17 protein-coding genes are annotated in these 16,373 nt (G+C 65.4%); 7 read left to right on the top strand and 10 right to left on the bottom strand.

The window, feature by feature from the left end:
- The first annotated feature begins 6 nt into the window (after window positions 1-6).
- Window positions 7-456 carry a low molecular weight protein-tyrosine-phosphatase gene (locus tag C8J30_RS11945; RefSeq protein ID WP_110806084.1) on the top strand — a complete coding sequence of 150 codons (450 nt, stop codon included), beginning with the start codon at window positions 7-9 and terminating at the stop codon, window positions 454-456.
- Here C8J30_RS11945 and C8J30_RS11950 read toward each other — a convergent pair.
- The 3 genes from C8J30_RS11950 to C8J30_RS11960 all read right to left on the bottom strand — a co-directional run bounded on the left by C8J30_RS11950 (window position 441) and on the right by C8J30_RS11960 (window position 1,520).
- Window positions 441-752 (bottom strand): hypothetical protein, encoded by a 312-nt coding sequence (locus C8J30_RS11950; RefSeq protein ID WP_110806085.1) that lies wholly within the window; start codon window positions 750-752, stop codon window positions 441-443. The genes C8J30_RS11945 and C8J30_RS11950 overlap by 16 nt on opposite strands.
- A 167-nt stretch (window positions 753-919) precedes the next feature.
- Entirely contained in the window at window positions 920-1,108 is a 189-nt protein-coding gene (gene copZ / locus C8J30_RS11955) for a copper chaperone CopZ (protein ID WP_013068822.1), read from the bottom strand.
- Between the two features lie 100 nt (window positions 1,109-1,208).
- Complete coding sequence (locus C8J30_RS11960) at window positions 1,209-1,520, bottom strand: hypothetical protein (RefSeq protein WP_110806086.1); 312 nt, start codon at window positions 1,518-1,520, stop codon at window positions 1,209-1,211.
- Between the two features lie 280 nt (window positions 1,521-1,800).
- On the opposite strand from C8J30_RS11960, the gene lepA reads away from it, so the two are divergent.
- The 3 genes from lepA to C8J30_RS11975 all read left to right on the top strand — a co-directional run bounded on the left by lepA (window position 1,801) and on the right by C8J30_RS11975 (window position 5,485).
- A complete protein-coding gene (gene lepA / locus C8J30_RS11965; RefSeq protein WP_110806087.1) occupies window positions 1,801-3,600 on the top strand; it encodes a translation elongation factor 4 in 1,800 nt (599 codons plus the stop codon).
- A gap of 231 nt (window positions 3,601-3,831) precedes the next feature.
- Window positions 3,832-4,695: a BRCT domain-containing protein gene (locus tag C8J30_RS11970; protein WP_110806088.1), complete on the top strand. Its 864-nt coding sequence runs from the start codon at window positions 3,832-3,834 to the stop codon at window positions 4,693-4,695.
- Window positions 4,696-5,068: 373 nt separating this feature from the next.
- Window positions 5,069-5,485: a hypothetical protein gene (locus C8J30_RS11975; RefSeq protein ID WP_110806089.1), complete on the top strand. Its 417-nt coding sequence runs from the start codon at window positions 5,069-5,071 to the stop codon at window positions 5,483-5,485.
- Window positions 5,486-5,613: 128 nt separating this feature from the next.
- Here the strand turns inward: C8J30_RS11975 and C8J30_RS11980 are convergent, their stop codons facing one another.
- From C8J30_RS11980 to C8J30_RS12000, 5 genes are all read right to left on the bottom strand, one after another.
- Complete coding sequence (locus tag C8J30_RS11980; RefSeq protein WP_110806090.1) at window positions 5,614-5,820, bottom strand: cold-shock protein; 207 nt, start codon at window positions 5,818-5,820, stop codon at window positions 5,614-5,616.
- A 183-nt stretch (window positions 5,821-6,003) separates the two neighbouring features.
- Entirely contained in the window at window positions 6,004-7,398 is a 1,395-nt protein-coding gene (gene rimO, locus C8J30_RS11985) for a 30S ribosomal protein S12 methylthiotransferase RimO (RefSeq protein ID WP_110806091.1), read from the bottom strand.
- A 142-nt stretch (window positions 7,399-7,540) separates the two neighbouring features.
- Window positions 7,541-8,185 (bottom strand): GcrA family cell cycle regulator, encoded by a 645-nt coding sequence (locus tag C8J30_RS11990; protein ID WP_110806092.1) that lies wholly within the window; start codon window positions 8,183-8,185, stop codon window positions 7,541-7,543.
- Window positions 8,186-8,336: 151 nt separating this feature from the next.
- A complete protein-coding gene (locus C8J30_RS11995) occupies window positions 8,337-8,771 on the bottom strand; it encodes an Lrp/AsnC family transcriptional regulator (RefSeq protein ID WP_110806204.1) in 435 nt (144 codons plus the stop codon).
- A 37-nt stretch (window positions 8,772-8,808) separates the two neighbouring features.
- Complete coding sequence (locus tag C8J30_RS12000) at window positions 8,809-10,092, bottom strand: 4-aminobutyrate--2-oxoglutarate transaminase (protein ID WP_110806205.1); 1,284 nt, start codon at window positions 10,090-10,092, stop codon at window positions 8,809-8,811.
- Between the two features lie 110 nt (window positions 10,093-10,202).
- Here C8J30_RS12000 and C8J30_RS12005 point away from each other — a divergent pair, with 110 nt between their 5' ends.
- The 3 genes from C8J30_RS12005 to C8J30_RS12015 all read left to right on the top strand — a co-directional run bounded on the left by C8J30_RS12005 (window position 10,203) and on the right by C8J30_RS12015 (window position 12,273).
- Window positions 10,203-11,024 carry a MerR family transcriptional regulator gene (locus C8J30_RS12005; protein ID WP_110806093.1) on the top strand — a complete coding sequence of 274 codons (822 nt, stop codon included), beginning with the start codon at window positions 10,203-10,205 and terminating at the stop codon, window positions 11,022-11,024.
- 68 nt (window positions 11,025-11,092) lie between these two features.
- Window positions 11,093-11,509, top strand: a complete 417-nt coding sequence (locus C8J30_RS12010; protein WP_110806094.1) for an META domain-containing protein — start codon at window positions 11,093-11,095, stop codon at window positions 11,507-11,509.
- A 38-nt stretch (window positions 11,510-11,547) separates the two neighbouring features.
- A complete protein-coding gene (locus tag C8J30_RS12015; RefSeq protein ID WP_110806095.1) occupies window positions 11,548-12,273 on the top strand; it encodes a rhomboid family intramembrane serine protease in 726 nt (241 codons plus the stop codon).
- Between the two features lie 10 nt (window positions 12,274-12,283).
- Here the strand turns inward: C8J30_RS12015 and C8J30_RS12020 are convergent, their stop codons facing one another.
- Window positions 12,284-13,885: a GMC family oxidoreductase gene (locus C8J30_RS12020; RefSeq protein WP_110806096.1), complete on the bottom strand. Its 1,602-nt coding sequence runs from the start codon at window positions 13,883-13,885 to the stop codon at window positions 12,284-12,286.
- 63 nt (window positions 13,886-13,948) lie between these two features.
- Window positions 13,949-16,369 carry a phenylalanine--tRNA ligase subunit beta gene (pheT, locus tag C8J30_RS12025; RefSeq protein WP_110806097.1) on the bottom strand — a complete coding sequence of 807 codons (2,421 nt, stop codon included), beginning with the start codon at window positions 16,367-16,369 and terminating at the stop codon, window positions 13,949-13,951.
- Window positions 16,370-16,373 lie beyond the last annotated feature (4 nt).

The following is a 16,373-nucleotide window of genomic DNA, read 5'->3' on the forward strand; positions in this document are numbered from 1 at the left end:
CCCCTCATGCGTATCCTGTTTCTCTGCCTTGGCAACATCTGTCGCTCCCCCGCAGCTGAGGGGGTCTTCCGCACGCTCGCCGCGAACGAGGGCGTGCCCGTAACGCTCGACAGCGCCGGAACCGGTGGCTGGCATGCAGGCGAGCCGCCCTATGGCCCGATGCAGGCGGCGGCCAAGGCCCGCGGCCATGATCTGAGCAGCCTGCGGGCGCGACAGCTGAGCCCCGAGGATTTCCGCAGCTTCGATCTGATTCTGGCGATGGACCGGCAGAACTACCGCGATGCGCAGACGGTGCGGCCCGCGGATGCGACGGCGCGGCTGGAGATGTTCCTGCAAAGCGAACGCGGGGTCTCGGACGTGCCGGACCCCTATTACACGCGGGATTTCGAGGGCTGCCTCGACATCATCGAGGCTGGATCACGGGCCTTGCTGAAGCGGCTTCAGCGCGCGCAGTAAGTCTCGGCCGCTTGGGCAAAACCCTTGTAACGGGCCCAGAAGTCTTCGTCCGAAGCACGGTCGGACACGCGGGTTTCCTGCGCCTGATCGGGATCTTCGAAGAATTTCGCCGCGCGGCGCTGATCCGAGCGCGACAGGGTCTGGTCAGCCACCTGCTGGATGCAGCCACAGAGCGACGGATCGGCGGTACGGCCGGCGCGCATGCAGGCGTTGCCGATCGGACCCGCAAAGGCAGCCGATCCCACAAGAACAAATGCCGCAGAGAACGCGGCGGCGGTCAGGGTAAGTTTCATCATGCTCTGCTCTTCGGTTGCGGGTCGGGTTCGTGCCCAAATCCCATCAATTTGACGTTTCCTTTAGGGGATTCGGCAAGCAGGCACAATAGTTTCGGCAGCTTTCCGCCGATCAAAGGCCATCGCCGCCAGATTTGGCGGCAATGGCCTGATTTCTGCCGAAATCTTGGTCAGGCGATGACTTCGGCTTCGAAGCCCGCAGCCTTGAGCGCAGCCAGAACGGTTTCTTCGGGCAGGCCATTCACCTCGACCTCACGGTCTTCGAGGCTGACGAGGGCCTTTCCGCCCACTTCGGTGATGGCTGCTTCGACGCTGGCCTTGCAATGGCCGCAGGTCATGTTGGGGACGGACAGGATCATCGGGGGCCTCCGCAATTCGTCTTCATGATCTGGCGCGAACCGCAGGCGCCGTCAACCGGGATTGCACGGCGCATCGCCGATCCTGCCCCCCTGCCCCGGCTCAGAAAGCCAGCACCCCCTCGGCCAAAAGGATCCCGTCGCAGGTCACGCGATAGGGACGCTCGCCCGGCCGCAACTGGCCGAGCGAATATTCGACCGTGATCGGCTGCTCGACATTGGTGAAGATCCCCGGCCGCTGGCGCGTGCGCAACGACAGAAGCACGCCCGAGGTGGTCAGCGCCGCCTCGCCGACAATGCTCCAGCCCGCATCGGGCAGCACGCCCTTGAGCCGGATGAAGGTGACCAGACCGGCGCTGCGGGCGCTGACCGATTTGATCGTGAGCGGAGATTTCAGGGTGGCTTGCGTGTTCATGATCCGCCTCAGCCTCCGGTATCGTCATGCTGGGGCGCGGCAGTGCAATCGGGTCTCGACATCCTCTCTCTCCCTCCCTGGATGAGATTATCCGTTAGATCGTCTGCAAGGCGCCGGATCTCCGGCAAGATAACGCTACCATTCGCCTCAAGGTTGCGTCAACGGAATCGCTCTCTCGACTTTGGTGCAATTCGCCGTATCCCGGGGCGCGGCGCACTGCCCCCGCCGCGCCCCGCAATCCCCCTTCCCGCACCCTTGATTTGCTGTTATTTGCGCGCCCATGAAAAAGCTCGATCACATCCGCAACTTCTCCATCGTGGCGCATATCGACCACGGCAAATCCACCCTGGCCGACCGTCTGATCCAGATGACGGGCACGGTGGCCGCGCGCGACATGAAAGAGCAGATGCTCGACAGCATGGATATCGAGCGCGAGCGCGGCATCACCATCAAGGCGAACACCGTGCGGATCGAATATCCGGCACAGGATGGGCGGACCTACATCCTGAACCTGATCGACACCCCCGGCCACGTCGACTTCGCCTATGAGGTGAGCCGCTCGATGCGCGCCGTCGAGGGCTCGCTGCTCGTCGTCGACGCCTCGCAGGGCGTCGAGGCGCAGACGCTGGCGAACGTCTATCAGGCGATCGACGCGGGACACGACATCGTGCCGGTGCTGAACAAGATCGACCTGCCCGCCGCCGACCCGGATGCGGTGAAGAAGAACATCGAGGATGTGATCGGCCTCGATGCTTCCGACGCGATTCCGATTTCGGCGAAGACCGGCCTTGGCATTCCCGATGTGCTCGAAGCCATCGTGCACCGCCTGCCCGCGCCGGAGGGCGATGTGGATGCGCCCCTGAAAGCCATGCTCGTCGACAGCTGGTATGACCCCTACCTTGGCGTTGTGGTCATGATCCGCGTCATGGATGGCTTTGTCCGCAAGGGCGACCAGATCAAGATGATGCAGACGGGTGCGAGCTACCGCATCGACAAGCTCGCCGTGCTGAAGCCGCAGATGGTCGATATTGCGGAACTCGGGCCGGGCGAGATCGGCGTTCTGACCGCCTCGATCAAGCAGGTCCGCGACACCCGCGTGGGTGACACCATCACCCATGAACGCAAGCCCTGCGACGCCGCCTTGCCGGGCTTCAAACCGGCGCAACCGGTGGTGTTCTGCGGTCTGTTCCCGGTCGATGCGAACGACTTCGAGCCGCTGCGCGACGCAATCGAGAAACTGGCGCTGAACGACGCGAGCTTCACCTACGAGATGGAAACCTCGGCCGCGCTTGGCTTTGGCTTCCGCTGCGGTTTCCTCGGCCTTCTGCACCTTGAAGTCGTGCGCGACCGTCTGGAACGCGAATATGACCTCGATCTGATCACCACCGCGCCTTCGGTCGTGTTCAAGCTTTACATGAAGGACGGCGAAGTGCGCGACCTGCACAACCCCGCCGACCTGCCCGACCTGACCTATGTCGACCATATCGAGGAGCCGCGGATCAAGGCGACGATCATGGTTCCCGACGAATATCTGGGCGACGTGCTGAAGCTGTGCCAGGATCGCCGCGGCATCCAGATGGACCTGACCTACGCGGGCTCGCGCGCGATGGTGGTCTATGACCTGCCGCTGTCGGAAGTCGTCTTCGACTTCTACGACCGGCTGAAATCGGTGACGAAGGGCTACGCCAGCTTCGACTATCAGCTCGCCGAATACCGCGAGGATTTCCTGGTGAAGATGTCGATCCTCGTGAACGACGAGCCGGTGGATGCGCTCTCGATCATGGTGCACCGCGACCGCGCCGAAGGCCGCGGCCGGGCGATGGTGGAGAAGCTGAAGGAGCTGATCCCGCGGCACATGTTCAAGATCCCGATTCAGGCGGCGATCGGCGGCCGGGTGATTGCGCGCGAAACGCTGAGCGCGATGCGCAAGGACGTGACGGCGAAATGCTACGGCGGCGACGCGACGCGGAAGAAGAAGCTGCTGGAGAAGCAGAAAGCCGGGAAGAAGAAGATGCGCCAGTTCGGGAAGGTTGAAATTCCCCAGAGCGCGTTCATCGCGGCACTGAAGATGGATGAGTGAGCGGCGCCGGGGGCCTTGCCCCCGGGGGAACGCTCCGGTGGAGCGTTTTCAGCCGCGAACGCCCGAAGCGCAAGCGACCCCGCCCCGGCGGGGTCATTTCATTTCCGTGGAGCGATTTGAGCATCGAACGCCCGAGCCCGCTTGCGAGGGCCAGCGGCGCGAGCGAGAGACTTGAAAATTCGCCCCGCTATGCGATCCTCTTCGGAGGGATTTTGTCGGGGTTGATTGGATATGGACCATAACGGCTACGCACTTGGTCGCATTCACCGGATCGCAAACGATCGGAAGTTCTTTTGCCACTTCACGGGCTTTCTTGAGGGGGTCGCTGCAAGCGGCATGATCGAGCGCGGCGAGGTAGCTCCCCTGCTCGCTGAGTGCCGCGAGTTTGTTTCGAGAATTGCAGATGATGATGCGCACGAAATTCTTGAAGACTTCGAGGCGGAATTGCTGGAGCATGACACGATCACCCTGATGGTGGACGTGCGTGCGCGACAAATCGATCCTGAATGCCCCAAGAGCAGCCTCAACCGCTTTCTGGGTTATTGTCGCGGGATCGTCTGCGACAATGTGATTACGACGTCAGAGGCGCAAGGCATCCTTCAGATGATCGCCCATGCTCCGCAACTTCTGAGTGCAATCGGGGTCAAGGAAATTCAGAACACCTGCCTCGACGCGGTGCAGGACGAGATCGTCACACCGGATGAGTCCCTGACCGTCTGCGACGCTATCGGGAGAGTGGTCGGTGACTCCTATGGCGACACGGGCTTGTCGGATGTTTTTGGCGTGGCGAATTACGACGAATACCAGCTTTCTCGATTTCCCGAAGACCTTGACGGGGCTCAGGTCGTCTTGACGGGCACGTTCCAGACCGTCCCGCGAAGCCATTTCGAGGACGAACTTGCGGATCTGGGAGCGGTTATTGCGAAGTCCGTCAGTGGCAAGACAGATTATCTGATCGTCGGCGGCACGGCTTCGCGCGATTGGATCGAGGTGAACCGTGGCACGAAACTTCGCAAGGCGATGGAACTTTGCCTTGTGGGGAAAGGGCCCCGGTTTGTCTCCGAATGGCAATTGCTCAGATTGATGGGTAAGTGAAGCGGCGCGGGGAGATGATCCGCCCGATGCGTATCGCGCGCCCGGTCCATGTCGGGCGACGCACTAAATGATCTGAGCGCGGGCGCGACGAGCGGCTCACTGAGGGCCTTTGGGCCCCCGGCGGTCACGGGGCATCTCGCGCGCAGGGCCTCGGCGATGGCCTCGGCCATGCCCTCCCCCGCCATCGGACAACGCTCACGGACCTCTTCACCGTCCCTCACAATGCCGCGCGATTGGTGCGCAAATGCACATTGTCATCACCTTATTCGCCATTTTCAATATGATCGCACATCGCCATATTTCCCTCATGACGACGGAATGACACGCCGTCACCGCTCATCACATTGATAACCAAAGGAAATGGAGAACTTCCATGCGTAATGAACTCGTCTTCGCCGGTCTGGCCCTTGTCCTTGCGGCCGGTGCCGCGAATGCCACGGGCGTGACCCCGGGCCATCTGCAACTGGCGAACCAACTTGGTGTCGAGGCCGGGGCTTCCAGCGCCGGAGAGCTGGCGCAGATCGCCGATGCCCGCCGCGATAACGACCAAAGCACCGTCGCCTGGCTTCTCGCCCATGGCAACAGCCGTGCGAGCGCGGAAACCTCGGTCGGCAAGGCGCAGATCGCGGCGCAACTCGGGGTTGACGCGTCGGACTTCACCGCCGCCGAATTGACCCAGATCGCGGACGCGAAACGCGACGGCAACCTGCATGGCGTGCGCTTCATCCTGAAGCACGAAAACCGCAACGACTACTATTTCCCGCAACCCGCGGTCGGTCACGACAAGTAAGACTGTCGGCCCGCCGTGGCGGTGGGCTCTGACGTCAAGGGGCGGCTCCTTCGGGGCCGCCCTTTCCGCATCGCAAATGAAAAGCGGCCCCCGAAGGAGCCGCTTTCCGAAATCCCGTGCGCACAGGCTCAGGCGATGGCGAGGTTGATCGCCGATTCGCGGCCATCGCGGCCTTTTTCCAGATCGTAGTTGATCGCTTGGCCGTCGTTCAGGCCGCGCAGACCGGCGCGCTCGACCGCCGAGATGTGCACGAACACGTCCTTACCGCCGGTTTCCGGGGCGATAAAGCCGAAGCCTTTGGTTTGGTTGAACCATTTCACGGTGCCTTTGGCCATCCGTAGTCTCCTTCTATATGCCGCCCGCAGGATTGCGGCGGCCCGGCTCAGTCACGTCACGATCGAGAACTGTAGCCGCAGAGGGAGCAGGTCGTCGAAAAGGCGCGGTGCGCAGGGAAATGATATGGGGCCATCACTCCCGCATTGCAAGAAAATTGCGCGCGGGATGGCGCGGCAAAAAGCCTATTGCACGCGCCCCCAAAGATCGTAATCGGAGGCCTCCTCGACTTCGACCGTGACCATGTCGCCCGGCGCGAGCGACTCGAAATCCTCGTCGATGAACAAATTGCCATCGATTTCAGGGGCATCGGCGCGGGTGCGGCAGGTCGCGCCTTCGTCATCGACGCTATCGACCAGCACTTGCTGAATCGTGCCGACCTTGGCCGCAAGCTTCGCCTCGGAAATCGCCTGCGCGGTTTCCATGAAGCGTTCCCAGCGCTCCTGTTTCAACTCTGGGGCGATATGATCCGGCAAATCGTTCGACCGGGCGCCCTTGACGTTCTCATACTGGAAGCAGCCGACTCGGTCGAGCTGCGCTTCCTGCATCCAGTCGAGCAGATACTGGAACTCCGCCTCGGTCTCGCCGGGATAGCCGACGATGAAGGTCGAGCGCAGCACGATCTCGGGGCAATCCGCACGCCAGGCGGCGATCTCGTCGAGCGTCTTCGCCGAGGCCGCGGGCCGGGCCATGCGTTTCAGCGTCTCGGGGTGGGCATGCTGGAACGGAATGTCGAGATAGGGCAGCACGAGGCCGTCCGCCATCAGCGGGATCAGGTCACGCACATGCGGGTAGGGGTAGACGTAATGCAGCCGGACCCAGGCGCCCGAGGGCTGGGCGAGCTTGCCAAGTTCCCGCGTCAGGTCGGTGATATGCGCGCGCACCTCGCGCTCCTTCCACACCGTCGCCTCGTGCTTGCGGTCAAGCCCATAGGCGGAGGTGTCCTGCGAAATCACCAGCAACTCCCGCACCCCGGCCTCGAGCAGCTTTTCCGCCTCGCGCAGCACCGCATGGGCGGGGCGGCTGACCAGCTTGCCGCGCATGTCGGGGATGATGCAGAACTTGCAGGCGTGATTGCAGCCCTCGGAAATCTTCAGATAGCTGAAGTGGCGCGGCGTGAGCTTGATGCCGGTGGCGGGCAGCAGATCGACAAAGGGATCGGGCTTCGGCGGCACCGCACCGTGCACGGCATCCAGAACCTGCTCGTATTGCTCGGGGCCGGTCACGGCCAGCACCTTCGGATGCACGCCGGTGATGAACTCCGGTTCAGCGCCCAGACAGCCGGTGACGATCACCTTGCCATTCTCGCTCAGCGCCTCGCCGATGGCTTCCAGGCTTTCGGCCTTGGCACTGTCCAGAAACCCGCAGGTGTTCACAATCACCGCATCGGCGCCCTGATAGCTGGGCGAGATCGCATAGCCCTCGGCCCGCAGCCGGGTCAGGATGCGTTCGCTGTCGACGAGCGCCTTGGGGCAGCCGAGCGAGACCATACCGATCGTCGGCTGGCCCGGACGGGGGGCATCGGTCATCAGCGCCTTGGGGGCGAGGTCGGGGCGGAGGTTGGGCGGGTTCTGGCTCATGGGCAGGGCTTATACCGGCAAGCGCGCAAGGCGGGAAGGAGAGAAACGGAAAGGGCGCCCGCAGGCGCCCTGTTCTTTGTGCGATCCGTCGCCTTACCGCCGACGATCCCGGCACCGTTGCGTCTTGCCGGGCCGCGTCGCCTTACCGCCGACGATCCCGGCGGGCGCTCATCGGTTGGAACGCCACCGAGACATGCGCCTCGCAATAGGGTTTGCCCGCCTGGCTCGGCAGGCCGCAGAAATAGAAATGCTCCGTCGCCGGGTCGCCGATCGGCCATTTGCAGGTGCGCTCGGTCAGTTCCATCAGCGAGATCTTGCGCGAACGCTTTTCGACTTCGCGCACCGAGGCGAGCGTCTCGGGGCTGATTTCATTCAGCGAGGGTTGCGGCGGCAGCGGTTGGCCCGCGGGCACCAGCGCCGGTTTGCGCACGACGCCCGGCACCGAGGCGACCGGCGCCGCCGGTTGCGGCGCGGCGGGCGCGGGGCGCGGCGGCACGGCGGCAATCGTCGGACGCACGGGTTCGGGCTCGGGCTCGACACGCGGGGCCGCGGCGGCGGGCGCAGCGACCGGCTCGGGCGCGGCGGGTTTCGCAGCAGCGGCAGGCGCCGCGGCCGGGGCGGGCGCAGCAGGCGCCCCTTCGACCCGGTTCGACAGGCCCAGACGGTGCACCTTGCCGATCACGGCATTGCGCGTCACCCCGCCCAATTCCTTGGCGATCTGACTTGCCGATTGACCCTCGGTCCACATCTTCTTCAGAAGTTCGACACGTTCATCGGTCCAGGACATCGGCGCACCTTGTTTCTTCGCCCCTGAATGGGCGGCGTTCTTCACCCGATTGGGTATCACCCTGCGGGGCGGTCTTGACCCATTTTAGCCGGGACGGTGCGCAATACAAGCACCGTCCCGGAATTTCAAGGGCGACCGAGAAGCCCTGCGCTCAGAACCGCGCAGCCGGGCGGCGGGAGGACAGCTGGAGGTTGGTTTCCGTCCGCCCCACCCCCTCGACGCGACGGATCGAGAGGATCGTCTCGTCGAGTTCTTCAAGCGAGCGGGCCCCGATTTCGGCAATCAGGTCCCACTGCCCGTTCGTCGTATGCACGGCCTGCACCGGCGGCAGGCCGAGCAGGCGGGCGACCACCTTTTCGGTGGCGCGGCCGTCGATGCACAGCATCATCAGGCCCCGCACCGGCGCGGCAGAGACATCGGCGCGCGTCATCACGGTGAAGCCCGAGATTTCGCCGCGCGCCACCAGCCGCTCGATCCGCGCGCGCACGGTGGCGCGCGACAGACCGAGTTGCACGGCAAGGTCCGACACCGCGGCCCGACCGTCGCGGCGCAGTGCCGCGATCAGCCGTTGATCGGTGTCGTCCAGACGCTCGACCCCGCGTGCAGGCTCGCCCCACATCGCCTCAGCCCTTCGCGGCGAGGATCGAGGCGTCGAGGATGTCGAGCGCCTCGTCGAAGACCGCGTCCTGAATGGTCAGCGGCGCGAGGAAGCGGATGACGTTGCCATAGACGCCGCAGGTGAGCAGGATCAGGCCGCGCTTCAGCGCCTCTTCGCGGACGCGGTTGGTCATTTCCGGGTTCGGCGTATGCGTGCCCGCCACGTTGAACTCGACCGCGTTCATGAAGCCCGGGCCGCGGATGTCGATGATTTCCGGCACGCTGTCCTGCAGCGCGGCCAGACGCTGCTTCAGCCGCGCGCCCAGACGCTCGGCGCGGGCGCAGAGCTGTTCCTCCTCGATCACGTCGAGCACGGCATGCGCGGCGGCGACGGCAATCGGGCTGCCCGCATAGGTGCCACCCAGACCGCCCGGGTTCGGGCTGTCCATGATTTCCGCCTTGCCGGTCACTGCCGAGATCGGGAAACCGCCGCCAAGGCCCTTGGCCATCGTGGTCAGGTCGGCGGCAACGCCGTGATGTTCCATCGCAAAGAGCTTGCCGGTACGGGCAAAGCCGGTCTGCACTTCGTCGGCAATGAGCACGATGCCGTTCTTGTCGGCGATTTCGCGCAGCTTGCGCATGAAGCCTTCCGGCACCGGGTAGAAGCCGCCCTCGCCCTGCACGGGCTCGACGATGATCGCGGCAACGCGGGTCGGTTCGATGTCAGCCTTGAACAGGCGTTCCAGCGCCGCAACCGCTTCATCACCCGACACGCCATGCAGCGGGCAGGGGAAGGGCAGGTGCCAGACGTCGTTCATCATCGGGCCGAACCCGGCCTTGTAGGGCTGGACCTTGCCGGTCAGCGTCATGCCCATGAAGGTACGGCCGTGGAAGCCGCCCGCAAAGGCGACGACGCCAGCGCGGCCGGTGTAGTGACGCGCGATCTTGATCGCGTTTTCAACGGCTTCGGCGCCGGTGGTGGCGAAGATGGTTTTCTTGGCGAAATCGCCCGGAACGGCGGCGTTCAGACGCTCGGCCAGTTCGACGTAGTTTTCGTAGGGCACGACCTGATGGCAGGTGTGGGTGAAGGCATCAAGCTGCGCCTTGACCGCCTCGATCACGCGCGGATGGCGGTGGCCGGTGTTCACCACGGCGATGCCCGCGGCGAAGTCGATGTAGCGGGCGCCGTTCTTGTCCCAGATTTCCGCGTTCTCGGCGCGTTCGGCATAGATCTGCGTCGTCACGCCAACGCCTTTGGCGATGGCGGCGGTGCGGCGGGCGGAAAGGTCGGGCGAGGTTTGGACGGTCATGAGGGGCTCCGATTCGAGATGTGCCATCCTCTCACTTTACATTTTTTCTGCAAGAAAATTCTTGGCAAGGTCGGTAACAAAGGTCATCCTTGTCTTGTAAGGCAGGGAAGATGACCGAGTCGTTCGCAGACCCATCCGAGGAAGAACCGTTGTTTCGTGTGGCCGAGGCTGCGCGGGCGGCGGGCGTGGCCTCCTCGACGCTGCGGCTGTGGGAGACGCAGGGGCTGGTGGCACCGCAACGCCGGGCCTCGGGGCAGCGGCTTTATTCCGCCGCCGATGTGGCGCGATTGCAGCGCATCGCCTATCTGCGCCGCGAAGCCGGGCTGAACCCCGCCGCGATCCGCGCGACGCTGGAAGCCGAGAACGACGCCCCTGCGCCCCCCGCGATCACCAACGAACCCCTTGGCGCGGCGCTGCGGGCACTGCGGCAGAACCGGGGCGAGACGCTCGACACGGTGGCGCAGGCGATGGGGGTTTCGGCCTCGGCGCTGTCCACACTCGAACGCACCGGCGCGGGGGTCAGCTTCAAGACGCTGGCCGATCTGGCGCAATATTACGGCTCCACCGTCTCGCGCATATCGGGGCAAGACGAGATCGGCCAATCGGTCGTCCGCGCGGGCGCGGCGCGGGTCTGGCCGATGCCGGTCGAGGGCGTGCGGGTCGAAGTTCTGGCCGAGGGGCGGCGGCAGATGGATTGCCATCGCTTCATCCTTGCCCCCGGCGCGGCGTCGGAGGGCGGCTATGGCCACGAGGGCGAGGAATTCATCACCGTGCTGGAGGGCCGCTTCCGCATCACCCTCGACGGCGACGAGCTACACGAGTTGGGCGTCGGCGACAGCATCTATTTCGAAAGCCGCCGCCCGCATGCCTGGGCCAATGCCGCCGACGGCCGCACCGTGGTGATCTGGGTCAACACGCCGCCCACCTTCTGACACCTTTGCGTGAAGACCTTGCGGCCCCGCGCCCGCGGGGTCACTCTGGTGAAAACCCCGGAGGTCTCATGCGTGTCGCCGTTCTTGCCCTTGCCCTCGTCGCCCTTGCCGCCTGCAAGGAAGACGCCCCGAAGGCCCCGATCGACCCGCTCAGCCTGATGGGCAAGGATGTCGAATGGGTGGTCAGCGACATCGCGGGCGCCCCCGTGCCCGAAGGCGTCAGCGTCACCCTGCTCTCGCCCGAGACCGGGATGATCGCGGGCTCCTCCGGCTGCAACCGCTATTCGGGGCGCGTCGAGGTGCAGGAAGGCTTCCTGCATGTGGGCGCGCTGGCCGGAACGCGGATGATGTGCCCGCCCGCGCAGATGCAGGTCGAGCAGGCCTTCCATTCCACCGTCGGCACGGTGAAGAACCTGCGGCTGGCGGGCAAGGTGCTTGAATTCAGCGATGCAACTGGCAAGGTGGTGCTGCGCGCCAGCCGCTGAGGCTTGACGCAAAACCCGTCTTCGGGAAGGCTGATCCCATGTTCCCGATCCGCGATCATAACCCGTCGACCCGCACCCCCTGGGTGGTGCGCGGCCTGATCGTGCTGAACGTGCTCATCTACGTGCTGACGGCCGAATGGGGCGGGCGGATGATCGGGCTTTGGCAATGGGGCGCGCTTTACCCCGATGCGATCAGCCATGGCGCCTCTCTGCACGGGCTCTTCACCTACATGTTCCTGCATGCGGGGATCATGCACATCGCGGGCAACATGCTGTTCCTCTGGGTCTTTGGCGACAATCTCGAGGACCAGCTGGGCCATCTCGGCTTTCTGATCTTCTATCTGCTCGGCGGGCTGGCGGCGGCGGCGGCGCAGATTGCGGGCGCCCCCTACAGCGACGCGCCGATGGTCGGCGCTTCCGGCGCGATTGCCGCGGTGATGGGAGGCTATCTGCTGCTCTTCCCAAAGGCCCGCGTCGATATCCTGTTCATCTTCGTCATCCTCTACAAGATCTTCACCATCCGCGCCTGGATCGTGCTTGGCTTCTGGTTCGCGATCCAGCTGATGAATTCGCTTGGCGGCTCGGCCGATGGCGTCGCGTACTGGGCCCATGCGGGCGGCTTCCTCGCCGGGCTGGTGCTGGTGATGCCCGCTTTCCTGCGCCGGGGCGGACCGCAGTTCTGGCGCGCGCATGGCGGGCTGCCGCCGAACCCCTCGATCGACTATGTGGCGACCCGCGTCCCGGTGGTGAAACGGCGCCGCTAGCGGCCCCGGATCATCGCCCCCGGATCATCGCAGCAGCGCGTTCGGCGATCATGATCGTCGGCGCATTGGTATTGCCCCCGATCAGGCGCGGCATGACCGAGGCATCAACGACCCGCAGCCCGGCAATCCCCCGCACCCGCAATTCTGGATCGACCACCGCCATCGCATCGCTGCCCATCTTGCAGGTGCCGACCGGGTGATAGATCGTGTCGGCGCGCGCCCGGATGTCGGCCATCAGCCCGGCGTCCGAGCCGTCGTGCGGATAAAGCCGCGCGCCCCGCCAAGGCGCCAGAGCCTCGGCGCCCACGATCTGCTCCAGCATCCGCCCCGCCCGCAGCATCAGCGCCGCGTCGCGCGGATCGGCGAGAAACCCCGGATCGATGAGCGGCGCGCGGCGCGGGTTCTTCGAGGCAAGCCGCACCGTGCCGCGCGCATGGGGCCGCAGCACGCAGACATGCGCCGACCAGCCGTCCGAGGTATGCAGCTTGCGCATGTGCTGATCGACGATGCCGACAACGAAATGGATCTGCAGATCGGGCACCGTGACCTCGGGCGACGAACGCAGGAACGCCCCCCCCTCGGCCATGGGCGAAGCGAAAAGCCCCTCGCCATGCCGCATCCAGCCGCCCGCCGCCTTCATCAGCCGCATCAGCCCGCGCGGGTTCAGCCCCACCACATCGCGGCGCGGCGAAAAGTGAGAAATCGTGTAATCGAGATGATCTTGCAGATTGGCGCCAACCCCGGGCAGATCCTGCACCACCTCAATACCCATCTCGCGCAGATGCGCGCCCGGGCCCACTCCCGACAGCATCAGAAGCTGCGGCGAGCCAAAGGCCCCGGCGGAGACGATCACCTCCCGCGCCGCCTCGAGCCGCAGCCGCCTGCGGCCCTGCCGCACCAGCGCCCCGGTCGCCCGACCTTCGACGATCAGCACCTTCTCCGCCCGCGCCCCGGTCAGCACCGTCAGGTTCGGCCGGTCCAGCACCGGATGCAGATAGGCCGCCGCGGCCGAGCAGCGCTCGCCCTTCCTCAAGCCATCCCAGAATTGCGTGACCTGAAAGGGGGCCGCGCCTTCCTGCCTCTCGCCGTTGAAATCGTCGGTTTCCGGGCAGTGCACGGCCTCGCAGGCCCGCACGAAAGCCCGGGTGATCGGGCGCGGGCGGCGCTGATCGCCCACCTGCAACGGGCCCTCGGCCCCGTGATGCGCCGAGGCGCCGCGGATGTTGCGCTCGGATTTCAGGAACCACGGCTGACAGGCTGCCCAGTCCCAGCCCGTGGCGCCCTCGGCGGCCCAAGCGTCATAGTCCGACGGGTGGCCGCGCACATAAAGCATCGCATTGATCGCGGACGAGCCCCCGAGCCCCCTGCCCCGCGGTTGAAACCCCCGGCGCCCGTTCAGACCGGGCTGCGGCACCGTATGCAGCGCCCAGTTGTGGGCGTAAAGATAGCCGGGCACCAGCGCAGCGACCAGGGCGGGCGCGCGCACCAGAATATCCTTTGCCGCATCACCCGCCTCGACCAGACAGACGCGCGTGCCCGGATCTTCGCTCAGCCGCGCCGCCAGCACCGATCCGGCCGAGCCGCCGCCCAGAATGACATAGTCGAAATGCATCAGGCTCCCCCGTTTCCGAGAGAGCCTAACCGGTTTTTCAGTGCGACAAAGCGTGACCTGCCGTCACTTCCGCTGCACACCGCCGGTAGCCTTGGTGACCTTTTCCACGACCTTGGCCGAGACCGCTTCGATCTCGGCATCGGTCAGGGTCTTGTCGCGCGGCTGCAGCCGGACCGACAGCGCGATCGACTTCTTGCCCGCGCCCATCTGTTCCTCGGCCTTGGCGCCGGTGAACTGGTCGAAGACCGAGACCTGATCAATGAGCACCTTGTCGGCCCCGTAAGCCGCGTTCACCGCGGTCAGCGCCTCGACACCCGCATCGACGACGAAGGCGAAATCGCGCTCGACCGCGTGCAGATCCGAGAGCGCCAGCGCGGGCCGGGTCGGCGTTTTCGCTTTCGGGAAGGGCACTGCCTCGATCCAGACGGTGAAGGCGACCGCCGGCCCTTTCACGCCCATTTCGCGCAGCACTTTCGGATGCACCTCGCCAAAGCTCGCCAGCGCATTCGGCCCAAGCGCGATGGTGCCCGCGCGGCCCGGATGGAACCAGCCCGCCACCTTGCGGTTGACCTGCACCCGCGCGGGCGCGCCGATCGCGGCCAGCACCGCCTCGACATCGGCCTTGGCGTCGTAAAGATCGACCGGACGGCGCGAGGCCCAGGGGTCACGCGGCGCCGAAGCGCCCACCAGAAGCCCCGCCGCCTGCAACGCCTGATCGCCCGGTTCGCCACCGCTGAAGGCGGGGCCCACCTCGAAGAGCGCCAGATCGGCAAAGCCGCGCGACTGGTTGCGCGCCGCCGCCTGCAAGAGACCCGGCAGCAGGTCCGGGCGCAGGTGGGTCATCTCGGACGAGATCGGGTTTTCAATCCGCGTCGCATCCGCGCCACCGCCGAACAGCACCGCCGATTTCGCGTCGATGAAGCTGTAGGTCACGCATTCATTGTAGCCCAAGGCCGCAATCGTGCGCCGCGCGGTGCGTTCGCGGGTCTGGATCGGCGTCAGCACCGGACCGGGAACGCCGGTGGTTTCGCGCGCCATCGGACGGCCCACCAGCTTCGTGAGGGACGCAATCCGCGCCACTTCCTCGACCAGATCCGCCTCGCCCAACACATCGGGCCGCCACGAGGGCGCGGTGGCCATGTCGCCTTCAAAGGTGAAGCCAAGCGCCGTCAGCGTCGCGCGCTGCGTCGCCTCGGGAATGTCCATGCCGACAAGGCTGATGACGCGGGCCGGGTCGAGCTTGTAGGCGCGCTTGGTGTTCGGCACGGCGCCGTCCATCACCACGCTTGAGGCCTCGCCGCCGCACAGGTCGAGCACCATTTGCGTCGCCAGTTCCAGCCCCGGCAGGGTGAATTCCGGGTCCACGCCGCGCTCGAACCGATAGCGCGCGTCCGAGTTGATCTTCAGCGCGCGGCCGGTCGTGGCAATGGTGATCGGGTCCCAATAGGCGCTTTCAAGGAAGACATCGGTGGTCTCCTCGGTGCAGCCCGAAAGCTCGCCGCCCATGATCCCGGCAAGGCTTTCCGGTTCCTTGTCGTCGCAAATCACCATCTGACCGGGGCGCAGGGTGTAGGTCTTGCCATCGAGCGCCAGCAGCTCCTCGCCGCCCTTGGCAGGGACTATCCGCAGGTTCCCCGCCACCTTCGCCGCGTCGAACACGTGCAGCGGGCGGTTCAGGTCATAGGTGAAGAAGTTGGTGATATCGACCAGCGCCGAGATCGGGCGCAGCCCGATCGCCCGCAGCCGCGATTGCAGCCAGTCGGGGCTAGGCCCGTTTTTCACGCCGCGGATCAGACGGCCTGCAAAAAGCGGGCAGCCCTTTTCCTTGAGGCCCGGGTCGATTTCCACCTTGATCGGGCTTTCGAACCCGCCCGGCACGGCCTCGATTTCGAGCGGCTTGAGCCGCCCAAGACCGCGCGCCGCCAGATCGCGGGCGACGCCGCGCACGCCCAGCGCATCGGGGCGGTTCGGGGTGATCTTGATGTGGATCATCGGATCGACCGCCTCGGGGCGGTTTTCCGCCAGCCAGTCGATGAACTTGCAGCCGACCTCGGAATTCAGGCTGTCCTCGGGCAGCTCGATGATGCCGTTATGCTCGTCGGACAGTTCGAGTTCCCGTTCCGAGCACATCATGCCGTGGCTTTCGACGCCGCGGATCTTGCCGATGCCCAAAGTGGTGTCGATGCCCGGCACGTAATCGCCCGGTTTCGCCAGCACGACGGTGATCCCCGCCCGCGCATTCGGCGCGCCGCAGACGATGACCTTTTCGCCCTCGTCGGTCAGCACACGGCAGACCCGCAGCTTGTCGGCATCGGGGTGCTTTTCGGCGTGCAGCACCTTGGCGATGGTGAAGGGGGCGAGTTTCGCGCCCGGGTTCACCACCTCCTCGACCTCAAGGCCAAGGTCGGTGAGCGCATCGGCGATCTCGGTGACCGAGGCCTCGGTTTCGAGATGGTCTTTCAGCCAGGAGAGGGTGAATTTCATTTGG

This window comes from Rhodobacter viridis, assembly GCF_003217355.1.
GTDB lineage: Bacteria > Pseudomonadota > Alphaproteobacteria > Rhodobacterales > Rhodobacteraceae > Rhodobacter > Rhodobacter viridis.

Coding starts and splice junctions, on each gene's coding strand:
- C8J30_RS12000 (WP_110806205.1), bottom strand. CDS start 10,092: ATGACCGTCCAAACCTCGCCCGACCTTTCCGCCCGCCGCACCGCCGCC.
- C8J30_RS12005 (WP_110806093.1), top strand. CDS start 10,203: ATGACCGAGTCGTTCGCAGACCCATCCGAGGAAGAACCGTTGTTTCGT.
- C8J30_RS11970 (WP_110806088.1), top strand. CDS start 3,832: ATGGACCATAACGGCTACGCACTTGGTCGCATTCACCGGATCGCAAAC.
- C8J30_RS11950 (WP_110806085.1), bottom strand. CDS start 752: ATGATGAAACTTACCCTGACCGCCGCCGCGTTCTCTGCGGCATTTGTT.
- C8J30_RS11960 (WP_110806086.1), bottom strand. CDS start 1,520: ATGAACACGCAAGCCACCCTGAAATCTCCGCTCACGATCAAATCGGTC.
- pheT (WP_110806097.1), bottom strand. CDS start 16,369: ATGAAATTCACCCTCTCCTGGCTGAAAGACCATCTCGAAACCGAGGCC.
- C8J30_RS12020 (WP_110806096.1), bottom strand. CDS start 13,885: ATGCATTTCGACTATGTCATTCTGGGCGGCGGCTCGGCCGGATCGGTG.
- C8J30_RS11990 (WP_110806092.1), bottom strand. CDS start 8,185: ATGTCCTGGACCGATGAACGTGTCGAACTTCTGAAGAAGATGTGGACC.
- rimO (WP_110806091.1), bottom strand. CDS start 7,398: ATGAGCCAGAACCCGCCCAACCTCCGCCCCGACCTCGCCCCCAAGGCG.
- C8J30_RS11980 (WP_110806090.1), bottom strand. CDS start 5,820: ATGGCCAAAGGCACCGTGAAATGGTTCAACCAAACCAAAGGCTTCGGC.
- copZ (WP_013068822.1), bottom strand. CDS start 1,108: ATGATCCTGTCCGTCCCCAACATGACCTGCGGCCATTGCAAGGCCAGC.
- lepA (WP_110806087.1), top strand. CDS start 1,801: ATGAAAAAGCTCGATCACATCCGCAACTTCTCCATCGTGGCGCATATC.
- C8J30_RS12010 (WP_110806094.1), top strand. CDS start 11,093: ATGCGTGTCGCCGTTCTTGCCCTTGCCCTCGTCGCCCTTGCCGCCTGC.
- C8J30_RS11945 (WP_110806084.1), top strand. CDS start 7: ATGCGTATCCTGTTTCTCTGCCTTGGCAACATCTGTCGCTCCCCCGCA.
- C8J30_RS12015 (WP_110806095.1), top strand. CDS start 11,548: ATGTTCCCGATCCGCGATCATAACCCGTCGACCCGCACCCCCTGGGTG.
- C8J30_RS11975 (WP_110806089.1), top strand. CDS start 5,069: ATGCGTAATGAACTCGTCTTCGCCGGTCTGGCCCTTGTCCTTGCGGCC.